Source organism: Shewanella sp. Shew256 (assembly GCF_002196695.1).
GTDB classification, from domain to species: Bacteria; Pseudomonadota; Gammaproteobacteria; order Enterobacterales; family Shewanellaceae; genus Shewanella; species Shewanella mangrovisoli.
The window spans coordinates 16,504-29,328 of sequence record NZ_NAJR01000025.1 but is presented as its reverse complement, the minus strand read 5'-3'; the positions used below and the strand labels follow the sequence as shown (position 1 = coordinate 29,328).

Below are 12,825 nucleotides of genomic sequence, written 5' to 3'. Positions count from 1 at the left end.
GCTATGAACACTCATTCATTGATGTAAATTTTGATTACTCACCAAACGGCAGAGTAATTTCGATTAACTCAACACCTGTGAGTGTCCACACAGATTTCTTGTTTAGATTGTTAAAGAGCATTTGACCATTCACTTCGCGTTACCGCTCAGCGGGTCAGGGCTGCGTATTCTACGCATTTCCCCAGTCGCGTCAAGGCGTTTTTGCAAACTTCTTGAGGCTTTCGAACCAAGTGCACATTTTGCATTCGATTCGCACTGATACCGCATTTACCGCATTCGCTTTCGCTGTCTGCCGTGTCACTGGATGCGCATTATAGGCAGCGAAAACTTTTGTGCAAGGGCTTTTTAAAAGAAAAAAGATCGCATGGCGATCTTTTCAACAATGACGTTCTATTTACGCGCAATCTGCTGCTTAATTCAGCTTTTTCGCGCTTTTATCGATAAAACCTTGGATCAGCGATACGGCTTTTGCATCATCCCAATCGACAAATGATCGCACAAACGCGATCAATTGGCCGTTTTGATCGAGAATAAAGGTCGCAGGGATAGTATCTAATGGAAACACCTGCCCAAGGTTTTGCTGGGGATCATAGTAGGAATTAAAGTTTGCCATTCCTAATGAGGTTAAAAATGGCTGAACCTGCTGTTTGCCATCCGCATCGATAGAGATAGGTAATAGTGCAAATTCTTCCGCTTTAAACTTTGTCGCCAAACGTTCAATCGCAGGTAGCTCTCTGACACAGGGAGGACACCAAGTCGCCCACATGTTCACCATTACGACTTTGCCTTTGTATTGGCTGAAATCGATCGCCTTGCCATCGGCATCACTAAAGGCAACGGGATCGATAGGATAAGTCTTGGGTAGAACGTTAATCAGATCGACTGTCGACTCTATCGGCTTATTTGCCTGCTGCATGCCGGGGTACGCTTGAGCACCACCAGCAAAGGCAACAGACAGACTCGCAAGGATTGCAGCTAAGGCAAATGACTTCATTTAGTATCACGCTTTAATAAAGCATCGAGCGCTTTTTGATCTTCGGCGCTGATCTCGGCCTCAGTGCTGCCACCGATACGTTGCTTGCGGATAAAGATGAAGCCAATGATCAGACCAAGCAGCAACAAACCCACTGGACCTAACCAAAGAATATAGGTTTTGGTTTCCATTTTAGGTTTGTAGAGAACGAACTCACCGTAGCGGCTCGTCATAAACTCGATGATCTCATCATCGCCCTTGCCTTCATCAACCATCTTGTAGACTTCAAGACGCAGATCTCGGGCAACGGGTGAGTTAGAGTCGATCAGGTTTTGGTTTTGACATTGCGGACAACGCAGTTCATGGGCCAGCGATAAACCCCGTTTTTGGTTTTCTGGCGATTTAAACTCGTAGGTATCGACGGGTGTCGCCATGGCCGCTGTTGCCATACTCAGCAACAACACTAAACCACCGATGATTTTTGTCAGTGTTCTCACGCTGCACCATCCTTCGCCGCTTCAGCTTGTAGTTGTTGGATCATGGGGTACAAAGTTTCGCTCCATACGCGCTGGTCGATTGGACCGGCGTAACGGAAGCGAATAATGCCTTTATGATCGACAATAAAGCTTTCTGGCGCACCATAAACCCCGAGGTCTAATCCTAAACGGCCATCCTTATCGAAGATGTTGGTATGGTACGGATCGCCTTGACGTTTTAATTCTTCCAATGCGGGAATACGCTCGTCGCGGTAGTTGATCCCGTAGATAGGCAGAATATTTTGGCGTTTCAGCATGACTAAGAAAGGATGCTCATACTTACAAGATGGACACCAAGTGGCCCATACGTTGAGTAGTGAGACTTTGCCTTTCAGTTGCTCATTGGTAATCATCTCGCTTGGTGTTTCGAGACGTTCCAGTTGGAAAGCCGGGATCGGCTTTCCTTCCAGAGCTGAATCCAGTTTCTGTGGATTTAAAAACAATCCTTTGTATAAAAATACCCCCATGCCAAGAAAGATGACTAATGGGATAAACAGAACCAACTTCTTCATATATTCCCCAACTATTGCGCGGTAGCTAATTTCGCTTTTTCAGCTTGTGGCTTAACCGTAGCCGCCACTTTTGAGCGATAGCGTTTATCCGATGCGGCAAAGAAACCACCGACCATCATGAATATTGCTCCAAACCATAACCAGCGAACAAATGGCTTGTAGTTCAAACGCACAGCAAATTCGGTGCTGCTGATTGGGTCGCCCATGGTGACATATAAGTCACGGAACAGACCCCAATCGATACCCGCTTCGGTCATGTCCATAGTACGCACATTGTATTGGCGACGATCAGGCTTGAGTAACGTCAGCAGTTTATCGCCTTTGTAGATCTCAATTTGACCTTGTTGCGCGGTGTAGTTAGGACCAACGACGTTCTTAGTCTCGAGATACTTAAAGGTATAACCCGCAAGCTCCTGGCTCACGCCTGGGCCCATACGCACACTCTTCTCAACCGAGTAGTTCGATACCATAGTGGCACCAATCACCGACACGGCAATACCTAAGTGGGCTAAGATCATCCCTAGTTCGCTGCGGCCCATACGTGCCACGCTCACTTCGCCTTCTTTTGGTTTAACGATGTTATACGCGGCTCTTGCCGTCGCTAACACAATCCAAGACGCGGCAGCGATACCACAGGCAACCCAAGCGTTAAACGCACCATCAACAATAAACGGTGTCACGATACCAATCGCTGCAGAGACTAATGCTGGCACCAGTAATTGACGCTTGAGCTCACCTGCTTTGGATTTCTTCCAACGGATGATTGGACCGACACCCATAAAGCCAAACAGTACGAGGACGATAGGCACAAACACAGCGTTGAAGTATGGAGGTCCAACAGAAATCTTACCCATGCCTAAGGCATCGATCAGCAGTGGATATAGAGTTCCTAACAACACAGTACCCGCTGCAACCGTGAGTAACACGTTACAGACTAACAGCATGGTTTCTTTTGATTTCAACTCGAAACGTGCTGGGCTGCTCATTTCACTGGCGCGGAAGGCGAACAGCGTGAGTGAACCACCAATCGCTAGACCCAGTAATAACAGAATGAACATACCGCGGCTTGGATCGGCTGCAAACGAGTGTACTGAAGTCAATACACCAGAACGCACGATAAAGGTGCCGAGTAAGCTTAAAGAGAACGCGAAGATAGACAGTAATACGGTCCAGTTACGGAACGCACCACGTTTTTCGGTCACGATCAGTGAATGCACTAATGCTGTACCGACTAACCAAGGCATAAAGGAAGCGTTTTCTACGGGATCCCAGAACCACCAGCCGCCCCAGCCTAATTCGTAGTATGCCCACCAAGAACCTAATGCAATACCGCCTGTGAGGAAAATCCAAGCGGCTAAGGTCCAAGGACGTGACCAACGTGCCCAAGCAGAGTCAAGGTGACCACTCATGAGAGCGGCAATCGCAAACGCGAAGCTTACCGAGAAGCCCACATAACCTAAGTACAACATAGGTGGATGGAAGATTAAGCCCACGTCCTGCAGCATTGGGTTTAAGTCACGACCTTCGGCTGGCATTGGGAATAGGCGTTCAAATGGGCTAGAGGTGAGTAGCATAAATAAGCTGAAGCCAATCACGATCAACGCCAGTACCGCTAAAACCCTAGCGGTGAACACTTCTTCTAAGCCTTTACTGAATAAGGCAACCGAAGCCGCCCAGGTCGATAGCGCAAACACCCAGAACAGCAGTGACCCTTCATGACCGCCCCATACGGCCGCAATCTTAAAGAAGATAGGTAACTGGGAGTTCGAGTGATGTGCCACATAGGCAACGGAGAAGTCATCAACGGCGAAGCTGTAACCAAGAGATACTACGGATAAAGCGATAAAAAAGAACATTCCGTAGGTTAACGGCCAAGCATACCTCACTAGATATTGGTCTTTACGGGCAACACCTATAAGGGGAACGCTGACTAATAAGAAGGCGAATGCCACTCCTATAATCAGCGAAAAGTGTCCAAGTTCTGGGATCATGGGTTTTCCTCAGTCTCTAATAATATGTTGATTTAGAAAGACTCTAGACCAACGCACAACATGCTGTTCACACAAATGCACGAAATTTTGTTCATTTTAGTATTTGCTATTGTTCCTGTCTGCCTCTTTCATACAAAACTGGGTGACTTGTCTCATTCTCGATTTTTGTCGAAATGGAGCCATCACAGGCCTACAGTTTTGCATGTGACAGATAAATGAGCCTTAAGTTTCATACAAAATTTACCTGATGGATCAATTTGTGAACCAGTGCCCAACTCTCAGTTTTCACTGCGTTGAAGGTCTTATATTACTGTTCAATGAATAATCTTTACGTATAATCTTGCTTCCAAGCCGGCGGTAACAACCGCTTTTATGCAAACTAAAGTGAATATAGAAACAATGACGACATTTTGGATTTTTATTGCGCTTGTTGTGTTGGTCAGCTTAACGCTGATCTGGATCCCGCATTTCAGACAGCAAAAGTTGTTACGCACTGAAGAAGCCGGCGTTCGCAGACAAACTAACCTTGAATTGTTCAATGAACGTCTTGCCACTCTTGAGAAAGAACTCAATGAAGAACTGCTCGACCAAGCTGAATTTGATGCACTGAAGAAAGAGCTAGAAATCAGCCTGCTCCAAGACATCAAACAAGCGAGCGATGATTCACTCGTCAACCAGATCAAACCTAAGAACATTTTATGGCCATCGGTCATGTCGGTCTGCTTGATTGCGATTTCAGGTTACCTCTATCAGCACTTGGGTGCCTTTGAGAATATCGGTAACACCCAACCTGCTAACCCACATGCGGGTATGGACGCGGCGCAAATCATGGCGCAGCGCGTGCAGATGATGGAGGCCCAGGTACAAGCCGAGCCTGAAAACAGCCAAGCTTGGTTCAGCCTAGGTCACGCTTATATCTCTGCTAACCAATTCGATAAAGCCGTTGCCGCCTTCGATAAAGTGATGGAATTAGTCGGTAAGCACGCAGAATTAATTGGTCCAAAAGCAACAGCTTTGTACTATAAAGCGGGCCAGCAAATGACTCCGCAAATTCAAGCGTTAATCGATGAATCTTTAGCGTTAGATCCACAGGATCCATCAACCTTACTGCTCGTAGGTATGGATGCTTTCTTCACCGCTAACTATCAAAAAGCCATTGATTCATGGCAAACCATTCTCAATAGCGACCGCACCGATGTAGACCGCGCCGCGCTGATGAATGCCATTGAAACGGCAAACCTGCGTATGCAAGGCGAAACCGCTGGCATGCCAAACGATGATGTCCACAAGCAGGCAAAGGTTGCGACTAAGTCTGTAAGTATTGCGATTTCAATTTCACCCGAACTGGCCGCACAAGCTGGCCCTGATGACACTATCTTCGTCTTCGCCCGTGCTACTGAAGGTCCTAAAGTGCCATTAGCGGCAACTAAGGTGAGCGCAAAATCTTTACCTGTAACAGTAACGCTCGATGACAGCACAGGTATGGGTGGCGATGTGAAACTGAGCCAAACTGCGAGTGTTGAAGTGATTGCGGTGTTGTCTAAACATGGCAATATCAAACCTCAGGCAGGTGATATTCAAGGCAAGGTCAGCAAAGTGAATGTGGGTGACACTGCAAGCTTAGTGTTAGATACCCAAGTGCAATAAGTTATCCGCGCCTAGCGCTAAGTTTCAGCTTAGCGCAGACATAAAAAAACCGGCTGATGCCGGTTTTTTTAACACTGCAAAAATTACTGAGCTTTAGACATAAACTCGATAGCTGCTTTGTAATCTTCGTCAGTACAATCAGTACACATACCACCTGGTGGCATTGCGTTTAAGCCAGTTTTTACACTGTGTAACAGAGTGTCCATACCTTTTGCTAAGCGTGGTTCCCACTCAGCAGCGTTGTGCGCCTTTGGAGCACCAGCAACACCCATGCTGTGGCATACGGTACATGCCTTGTTGAAAATAGCTTCAGCATCTTGAGCTGAAACGTTGACTGACATAGTCAAAGCAGCGACTGCAGTCATTGCTAACAGTTTTTTCATGTTCAATGTTCCTAATGCAAATACGTACAAAGCTCTCGCTGCCCTTTGAGGCAGACTCATTATAGCGGACTAAGATTACTACAAACTTCAATAAATCTCATCTTTTTGTGATTAGAATCTCAGCACAAATGATATAAGGCGACAAGCGTGACAAATTCGTTAATATATTAGCAAGTATTAAAAAAGTTCGATTAGTTCGAGAAATATTGCGGTTATTGGAACCACATCAAATTGCTGACATCTAGTATTAAGCAAGTGTAAACCCCGCAATATCGTTTGTGTTAGAATCACTTGTGTTTCCTTCCGGCTTGAGATAGAGGGTTCAGTGACAAATATAACTTCAGTAAACACACTGGTATCGGCGAGCAAGCTGACATGTATCCGCGAAGAACGCATCCTGTTTGATGAATTAAGTTTTGATATTAATGCTGGCGATATCGTCCAGATCGAAGGCCCCAATGGCGCCGGCAAAACCAGTTTATTACGTATATTGGCAGGCTTATCTCGTCCCTACGCTGGACAAACTTTTTATCTCAATGAAGATATTAACCGTTGCCGCGACGAATATAACGAAGACCTATTGTATTTAGGCCATCTTGCTGGGGTGAAATCCGAATTAACCGCTGAAGAAAACCTTAACTTCAATTTAAGAATCAGTGGCTATGATGATTTCGATACTTCCGCCATTCTCGCTAAAGTGAATTTAGCCGGGTTTGAGGAAGCACTCGCCGGGCATTTATCCGCTGGTCAACACCGCCGTACAGCATTAGCCAGACTCTGGCACAATGACTGTAAAGTGTGGATCCTCGATGAGCCTTTTACCGCAATCGATAAAAGAGGTGTCGAAGAGCTTGAACAGTTATTTATTCAACATGCGGATAATGGTGGCTGCGTGATCCTCACCACTCACCAAGATATGGGCATTATCAAAGATGATAGGCTTCGTAAAATTCGTCTAGATTATCGCTTCGTATAAGGTTTGGCATAATGAAAAGAGGCATCAGCTTTACCCAAGCGTTTTTAACATTACTGCAGCGGGATCTAAAAATCGCCATTCGTCACCGCGGTGATATCTTTAATCCCTTGTTATTCTTCATCATGGTCGTGACTCTATTCCCTCTGGGGATTGGTCCTGAACCACAAATGCTAGCCCGTATTGCTCCAGGGATTATTTGGGTTGCGGCATTACTCGCGTCTATGCTTTCACTCGAGCGCCTATTTAAAGCAGACTTTAGCGACGGCAGCTTAGAGCAAATGCTCCTTAGCCCACAGCCACTCTCGGTATTGGTACTGGCCAAAGTATTAGCCCACTGGCTACTGACTGGTGTGCCACTGATTATTATCGCGCCACTGCTGGCGGTGCTGCTCAACTTAGACGCCAACAGTTATGGTGCGCTGATTGCAACACTCGCACTGGGTACGCCAGTATTGTCCCTCTTAGGCGCAATTGGTGTGGCCCTAACCGTGGGTCTGCGTAAAGGCGGCGTGTTACTGAGCCTGCTTATTTTACCACTTTATATTCCTGTGCTGATTTTCGCGACCAGCGCCATAGATGCTGCAGGAATGAATTTACCCTATGATGGTCAGCTCGCTATAATTGGCGCCATGTTGATCGGTTCGTTAACCTTAGCACCCTTTGCAATTGGTGCATCTCTGCGAGTGAGTACTAACTAAAATGTGGAAATGGTTACACCCTTACGCGGATCCTGAGCGCGCTTACAAATTATCAGGAACATTATTTCCATGGTTTGCCACCTTAGCCTGCCTTTTTATTGCCGTCGGCACGGTATGGGGATTGATGTTTGCTCCAACAGATTATCAACAGGGCGACAGCTACCGGATTATCTTTATCCATGTTCCAGCAGCCTCAATGTCAATGGCCGCCTACATGGGTATGGCGACAGCCGCATTTATCGGCCTCGTATGGCAAATTAAACTGGCTGATTGGGCCGCCGCATCCATTGCACCTATTGGCGCCGTGATTACCTTTATCGCCCTCTTTACTGGCGCGACTTGGGGTAAGCCTATGTGGGGTACTTGGTGGGTATGGGATGCACGTCTAACGTCTGAATTAGTCCTGCTATTCCTCTACTTAGGTGTGATCTCGCTCTATGCTTCCTTCGAAGACAAAGTGCTGGCAGCACGTGCAGCAGGGATCTTAGCGATCGTCGGCGTGATCAACATTCCGATCATCAAATACTCAGTTGAATGGTGGAGCTCTCTGCACCAACCATCAACTATCAAAATTACCTCTAAATCGACTATGTCGAGCGAAATGTTATACCCACTTTTAATCAATATTTTAGGTTTCGGCCTTATGATAGGGGCTATCACAATTGTGAGATTTAGAGCAGAAATATTAGCAAGAAACGGCATGCGCCCTTGGGTGCGTGAACTTGCTAAAGCTGAGGAGGTCAAATAATGCAATTCGATTCTATCAGTGATTTTTTCAACATGGGTGGCTATGCCTTTTATGTGTGGCTTGCCTATGGCGTGACCTTCTTCTGTTTATCGACGCTGATCATCACTAGTGCGCGCCAAAAGCGCAAAGTACTGATTGAAATCGCGAAAAAGATGAACCGCGAAGAACGCCTTAAAGAGACTAGGAGTACCAAATCGTGAACCCAAGACGCAAAAAGAGACTAACGTTAGCTGTAGCATTAATCGGTGGCGTAGCCGCGATTGCTTCGCTTCTGCTGTATGCGCTGAACTCCAACTTAAACTTATTCTACACACCGTCGGAGATCGTACACGGTAAAACCGATACCGGTGTTAAACCCGAAGCGGGCCAACGTATTCGCGTAGGCGGTATGGTAACGGTTGGTTCTATGGTGCGCGATCCAAACAGCCTGCATGTACAGTTTGCCGTACATGACTCATTAGGTGGTGAAATTCTCGTGACCTATGACGATCTGCTGCCGGATCTGTTCCGTGAAGGCCAAGGTATTGTGGCACAAGGCGTATTAGGTGAAGACGGCAAATTGGCCGCAACCGAAGTACTGGCTAAGCATGATGAAAATTACATGCCGCCAGAAGTGGCCGAAGCCATGGGCCAAAAACATGAGAAGTTAGATTACAGCCAGCAAAAATCGGCGGCGCAATAATCGCCATGCTGTAAATTTAGATAAACAAAGAGCCTCTTCGGAGGCTTTTTTATTGTCCATTCACAATTAACGGCTGAACTATACTCAAGACAGTATTCCGGCAGGACGCTGTCTATGAATGTGATTAAGCCATTTAACAAAAGATGGCGACTGTTGCTACTCCTAATGTTCACCAGTCACCCGCTAATGCTCTACGCTGCTAAAGTGGTGGTTATAGAAAGTTACCATCAAGGCTATCAGTGGGATCAAGAATACTATCAAGCCATTGTCGATAAACTGGCCCCACAACATCAAGTTAGCCACTTTGAGATGGACACTAAGCGCTTAGCGAAAGAGCGCTACGCCGAGCGTGCAGAACTGGCTTGGCAGTTCATTGTGGAGCAACAACCACAACTCGTGATCCTTGCCGATGACAACGCCGTTCATTATCTCCATCAACGTCTCAATAGCAGCCAAATTCCCGTGGTTTATCTCGGGGTGAATATGAATCCTCGTGAATACCATTTAAATGAGCATAAGCGCTTCACAGGCGTGCTAGAGCGCCCCTTACTCAAGCGTTCCTTACTGTTACTCGAGAGATTATTGCCACAGGCCAAGCATCGTAAAATCCTAGTGCTCTTCGATGGCAGCAATACTTCGAAAATCGCGGCCGAGTACATCAGTAAGCAACCATCAAGCATGTTAAGCGATATAGAAGTTCATATTCTCCAACTAACCCAATTCGCAGAGTGGCAACAACAAGTCAGAGCAGCAAAGGATAATGGTTATAGTGCGATTGTGGTGGCGCTATATCACGCAGTTAGAGATGAAGACAATCAATCGGTGGATGCCGATAACTTGCTCGAATGGATTGCTAACCACACACCGGTGCCGAATTTCGGCTTTTGGGGATTTAGCATCTATGCCAATGGCAATCTAGGTGGGTATGTGCTCGATGGCTATCATCATGGCTCAATCGCAGCCGACATGGTCCTTAGAATACTCGCAGGAGAAAAGCCTGAGAACATCTTCCCTATTACAGATGATCTTGGCCAATATCGATTTAGCCGTGCAGCGATAAAGAAATGGCAACTCAAACTGCCAAAGGAAATTGAGAAACAAACGGCTTGGGTTGATTAACGAAGAAACGCTAAAAACAAAAAACCGGGCTTAGAGCCCGGTTTTTCAATCTTTGTAGCCTTAATTACTCAGCAGCTTCAACTTCAACAGCTTGAGCAGCTTCTGGACGACCTACTAGCTCGATGTAAGCCATTGGGGCTTTATCACCAGCACGTAAACCGCACTTAAGGATACGGGTGTAGCCACCAGGACGTTCCTGGTAACGTGGACCCAATTCAGTGAATAACTTACCTACGACTTCAGCGTCGCGAGTACGTGCAAACGCTAAACGACGGTTTGCAACGCTGTCACTCTTAGCAAGTGTTATCAGAGGCTCAACTACGCGACGCAGTTCTTTCGCTTTAGCTACGGTTGTCTTGATGATCTCATGACGAACCAGTGAGCTTGCCATGTTACGGAACATAGCTTGGCGGTGGCTGCTGTTGCGGTTAAGTTGACGACCACTCTTACGATGGCGCATGACCTAATCCTTATAACCTAAATCTGTACAAACCTGAGACTTATAGGTCGTCTGCTAAACTAGCTGGAGGCCAGTTTTCCAGACGCATACCTAACGACAGTCCGCGAGAAGCTAAAACGTCCTTAATTTCAGTAAGAGACTTCTTACCTAAGTTAGGGGTTTTCAGCAGCTCAACTTCAGTACGCTGTACCAGATCTCCGATGTAATGAATCGCTTCGGCTTTCAAACAGTTAGCCGAACGTACAGTTAGCTCTAAATCGTCGACAGGACGCAACAGAATCGGATCGAACTCCGGCTTCTCTTCTTTCATTTCTGGCTCAGTCACGTCGCGCAGCTCAACAAACGCATCCAGCTGTTCAGCTAAGATGGTTGCAGAACGACGGATAGCTTCCTCAGGATCGATAGTACCGTTAGTGGTCATATCGATAACGAGTTTATCCAAGTCAGTACGCTGTTCAACACGAGCTGCTTCTACATTGTAGGCAATACGTGCAACTGGCGAGAAAGAAGCATCAACCAGCAAACGGCCGATTGGGCGATCATCGTCTTCAGTCTGTGCACGAGCAGATGCTGGCACATAACCACGACCACGCTCAACGCGAATACGCATGCTGATATCATTGTTACCTGTTAAATGACAGATAACATGATCAGGATTCACGATAGTGACATCACCATCATGCGTGATATCTGCTGCGATGACAGGGCCTGCGCCGGACTTGCTTAATGTAAGCATAGCCTCGTCTTTACCCTCGATAGTCACTGCTAACCCTTTCAGGTTTAGCAAGATTTCAAGGATATCTTCTTGTACGCCTTCCTTACTGCTGTATTCGTGCAGTACGCCGTCAATCTCGACTTCGGTAACCGCGCAGCCGGGCATAGACGACAATAGGATGCGACGCAACGCGTTACCTAAAGTGTGGCCGAAACCACGCTCAAGCGGTTCCAAAGTAACCTTGGCACGTGTTGAGTTAACCTGCTCGATATCAACGAGACGCGGTTTAAGAAATTCTGTAACAGAACCCTGCATTGTGTCCTCTCTTGTTTGTTAGCCTTACTTAGAGTAAAGCTCGACGATCAGCTGTTCGTTAATTTCCGCAGACAAATCGCTACGTTCTGGAATACGCTTGAAAGCACCTTCCATTTTCGCGCTGTCGACTTCAACCCATGTAGGCTTCTCGCGTTGAGCAGCCACTTCTAAAGCCGCTTTGATACGAGCTTGAGTACGTGACTTTTCACGGATGCTTACAACATCATTCGCAGACACTTTGAATGACGGAATGTTAACAACACGACCGTTAACCATAATTGATTTATGGCTTACTAGCTGACGTGATTCTGCACGAGTCGCACCGAAACCCATACGATAAACAACGTTATCTAAACGAGTTTCTAAAAGTTGCAACAGGTTCTCACCAGTGTTGCCTTTCAGACGTGCAGCCTCTTTGTAGTAGTTACGGAATTGCTTTTCTAACACACCGTAAATACGACGAACTTTTTGTTTTTCGCGTAACTGTAAACCGTACTCTGACAGACGTGGCTTACGAGCGCCATGCTGTCCTGGTGCAGATTCCAGTTTACACTTTGAATCGATTGCTCTCACACCGCTTTTTAAGAAAAGGTCAGTACCTTCTCGGCGGCTGAGCTTGAGCTTGGGACCCAAGTATCTTGCCATGATCTTTCTCCAACTATCCTAATGAAACGCGTTATACACGACGCTTTTTAGGAGGACGACAACCATTATGAGGGATCGGCGTCACATCGGTAATGTTGGTAATTTTATAACCAACAGCGTTCAGCGCACGAATGGCTGATTCACGACCTGGACCTGGACCCTTCACAAACACTTCAAGGTTTTTTAAACCGTAGTCTTGAGCAGCAGCACCTGCACGCTCAGCAGCTACCTGTGCAGCAAATGGCGTAGATTTACGTGAACCACGGAAACCTGAACCACCTGAAGTAGCCCATGACAACGCATTACCTTGACGATCTGTAATGGTGACAATTGTGTTGTTGAAAGAAGCATGGATATGAGCCATGCCATCTGCAACCTGTTTACGTACGCGCTTACGCGGAGAACGTGACGGAACTTTAGCCATT

Annotated in this window: 16 protein-coding genes; 7 read left to right on the top strand and 9 right to left on the bottom strand. The window is 46.6% G+C overall.

Annotation, left to right across the window (positions count from 1 at the left end):
• Positions 1–412 precede the first annotated feature (412 nt).
• The 4 genes from B5P39_RS23545 to B5P39_RS23530 are packed head-to-tail and all read right to left on the bottom strand — an operon-like array spanning position 413 to position 4,012.
• Positions 413–994, bottom strand: a complete 582-nt coding sequence (locus B5P39_RS23545) for a TlpA disulfide reductase family protein (protein WP_088213101.1) — start codon at positions 992–994, stop codon at positions 413–415.
• The gene (gene nrfF / locus B5P39_RS23540) at positions 991–1,470 is read right to left on the bottom strand and encodes a heme lyase NrfEFG subunit NrfF (RefSeq protein WP_088213100.1); all 480 of its coding nucleotides are present in this window, start codon (positions 1,468–1,470) and stop codon (positions 991–993) included. The genes B5P39_RS23545 and nrfF overlap by 4 nt, the downstream gene beginning before the upstream one ends.
• Positions 1,467–2,021, bottom strand: a complete 555-nt coding sequence (locus tag B5P39_RS23535) for a DsbE family thiol:disulfide interchange protein (protein WP_011715476.1) — start codon at positions 2,019–2,021, stop codon at positions 1,467–1,469. The genes nrfF and B5P39_RS23535 overlap by 4 nt, the downstream gene beginning before the upstream one ends.
• Positions 2,022–2,032: 11 nt before the next feature.
• Positions 2,033–4,012, bottom strand: coding sequence for a heme lyase CcmF/NrfE family subunit (locus tag B5P39_RS23530; RefSeq protein WP_011715475.1), 1,980 nt, complete (start codon positions 4,010–4,012; stop codon positions 2,033–2,035).
• A 399-nt stretch (positions 4,013–4,411) separates the two neighbouring features.
• Between B5P39_RS23530 and ccmI the strand changes: the two genes are divergently transcribed.
• Entirely contained in the window at positions 4,412–5,659 is a 1,248-nt protein-coding gene (ccmI, locus tag B5P39_RS23525) for a c-type cytochrome biogenesis protein CcmI (RefSeq protein WP_088213099.1), read from the top strand.
• Positions 5,660–5,742: 83 nt separating this feature from the next.
• On the opposite strand, the gene B5P39_RS23520 is transcribed toward ccmI, so the two are convergent.
• A complete protein-coding gene (locus tag B5P39_RS23520) occupies positions 5,743–6,042 on the bottom strand; it encodes a c-type cytochrome (protein WP_011621040.1) in 300 nt (99 codons plus the stop codon).
• Between the two features lie 325 nt (positions 6,043–6,367).
• Here B5P39_RS23520 and ccmA point away from each other — a divergent pair, with 325 nt between their 5' ends.
• The 6 genes from ccmA (at position 6,368) to B5P39_RS23490 (ending at position 10,265) form a co-directional block, all read left to right on the top strand.
• Positions 6,368–7,018, top strand: coding sequence for a cytochrome c biogenesis heme-transporting ATPase CcmA (gene ccmA / locus B5P39_RS23515; protein WP_086904164.1), 651 nt, complete (start codon positions 6,368–6,370; stop codon positions 7,016–7,018).
• 11 nt (positions 7,019–7,029) lie between these two features.
• A complete protein-coding gene (ccmB, locus tag B5P39_RS23510) occupies positions 7,030–7,716 on the top strand; it encodes a heme exporter protein CcmB (RefSeq protein WP_011715472.1) in 687 nt (228 codons plus the stop codon).
• Between the two features lies 1 nt (position 7,717).
• Positions 7,718–8,464, top strand: coding sequence for a heme ABC transporter permease (locus B5P39_RS23505; protein ID WP_011715471.1), 747 nt, complete (start codon positions 7,718–7,720; stop codon positions 8,462–8,464).
• Positions 8,464–8,664, top strand: coding sequence for a heme exporter protein CcmD (gene ccmD, locus B5P39_RS23500; RefSeq protein ID WP_011621036.1), 201 nt, complete (start codon positions 8,464–8,466; stop codon positions 8,662–8,664). Before B5P39_RS23505 ends, ccmD begins: the two co-directional genes overlap by 1 nt.
• The gene (gene ccmE / locus B5P39_RS23495; RefSeq protein ID WP_011715470.1) at positions 8,661–9,146 is read left to right on the top strand and encodes a cytochrome c maturation protein CcmE; all 486 of its coding nucleotides are present in this window, start codon (positions 8,661–8,663) and stop codon (positions 9,144–9,146) included. Before ccmD ends, ccmE begins: the two co-directional genes overlap by 4 nt.
• A gap of 165 nt (positions 9,147–9,311) precedes the next feature.
• A complete protein-coding gene (locus B5P39_RS23490) occupies positions 9,312–10,265 on the top strand; it encodes an ABC transporter substrate-binding protein (RefSeq protein WP_254915855.1) in 954 nt (317 codons plus the stop codon).
• Between the two features lie 64 nt (positions 10,266–10,329).
• Here B5P39_RS23490 and rplQ read toward each other — a convergent pair whose 3' ends face one another.
• The 4 genes from rplQ to rpsK are packed head-to-tail and all read right to left on the bottom strand — an operon-like array spanning position 10,330 to position 12,824.
• On the bottom strand, positions 10,330–10,725 hold the full coding sequence (gene rplQ, locus B5P39_RS23485) for a 50S ribosomal protein L17 (protein ID WP_011621033.1): 396 nt from the start codon (positions 10,723–10,725) through the stop codon (positions 10,330–10,332).
• A 40-nt stretch (positions 10,726–10,765) separates the two neighbouring features.
• A complete protein-coding gene (locus tag B5P39_RS23480) occupies positions 10,766–11,755 on the bottom strand; it encodes a DNA-directed RNA polymerase subunit alpha (protein ID WP_011070632.1) in 990 nt (329 codons plus the stop codon).
• 24 nt (positions 11,756–11,779) lie between these two features.
• A complete protein-coding gene (gene rpsD / locus B5P39_RS23475) occupies positions 11,780–12,400 on the bottom strand; it encodes a 30S ribosomal protein S4 (protein WP_011715468.1) in 621 nt (206 codons plus the stop codon).
• Between the two features lie 31 nt (positions 12,401–12,431).
• Positions 12,432–12,824: a 30S ribosomal protein S11 gene (gene rpsK, locus B5P39_RS23470; RefSeq protein WP_006083577.1), complete on the bottom strand. Its 393-nt coding sequence runs from the start codon at positions 12,822–12,824 to the stop codon at positions 12,432–12,434.
• Position 12,825: the final 1 nt, after the last annotated feature.

Coding starts and splice junctions, on each gene's coding strand:
- B5P39_RS23545 (WP_088213101.1), bottom strand. CDS start 994: ATGAAGTCATTTGCCTTAGCTGCAATCCTTGCGAGTCTGTCTGTTGCC.
- B5P39_RS23535 (WP_011715476.1), bottom strand. CDS start 2,021: ATGAAGAAGTTGGTTCTGTTTATCCCATTAGTCATCTTTCTTGGCATG.
- B5P39_RS23530 (WP_011715475.1), bottom strand. CDS start 4,012: ATGATCCCAGAACTTGGACACTTTTCGCTGATTATAGGAGTGGCATTC.
- ccmI (WP_088213099.1), top strand. CDS start 4,412: ATGACGACATTTTGGATTTTTATTGCGCTTGTTGTGTTGGTCAGCTTA.
- B5P39_RS23520 (WP_011621040.1), bottom strand. CDS start 6,042: ATGAAAAAACTGTTAGCAATGACTGCAGTCGCTGCTTTGACTATGTCA.
- ccmB (WP_011715472.1), top strand. CDS start 7,030: ATGAAAAGAGGCATCAGCTTTACCCAAGCGTTTTTAACATTACTGCAG.
- B5P39_RS23505 (WP_011715471.1), top strand. CDS start 7,718: ATGTGGAAATGGTTACACCCTTACGCGGATCCTGAGCGCGCTTACAAA.
- ccmD (WP_011621036.1), top strand. CDS start 8,464: ATGCAATTCGATTCTATCAGTGATTTTTTCAACATGGGTGGCTATGCC.
- B5P39_RS23490 (WP_254915855.1), top strand. CDS start 9,312: ATGTTCACCAGTCACCCGCTAATGCTCTACGCTGCTAAAGTGGTGGTT.
- rplQ (WP_011621033.1), bottom strand. CDS start 10,725: ATGCGCCATCGTAAGAGTGGTCGTCAACTTAACCGCAACAGCAGCCAC.
- B5P39_RS23480 (WP_011070632.1), bottom strand. CDS start 11,755: ATGCAGGGTTCTGTTACAGAATTTCTTAAACCGCGTCTCGTTGATATC.
- rpsD (WP_011715468.1), bottom strand. CDS start 12,400: ATGGCAAGATACTTGGGTCCCAAGCTCAAGCTCAGCCGCCGAGAAGGT.
- rpsK (WP_006083577.1), bottom strand. CDS start 12,824: ATGGCTAAAGTTCCGTCACGTTCTCCGCGTAAGCGCGTACGTAAACAG.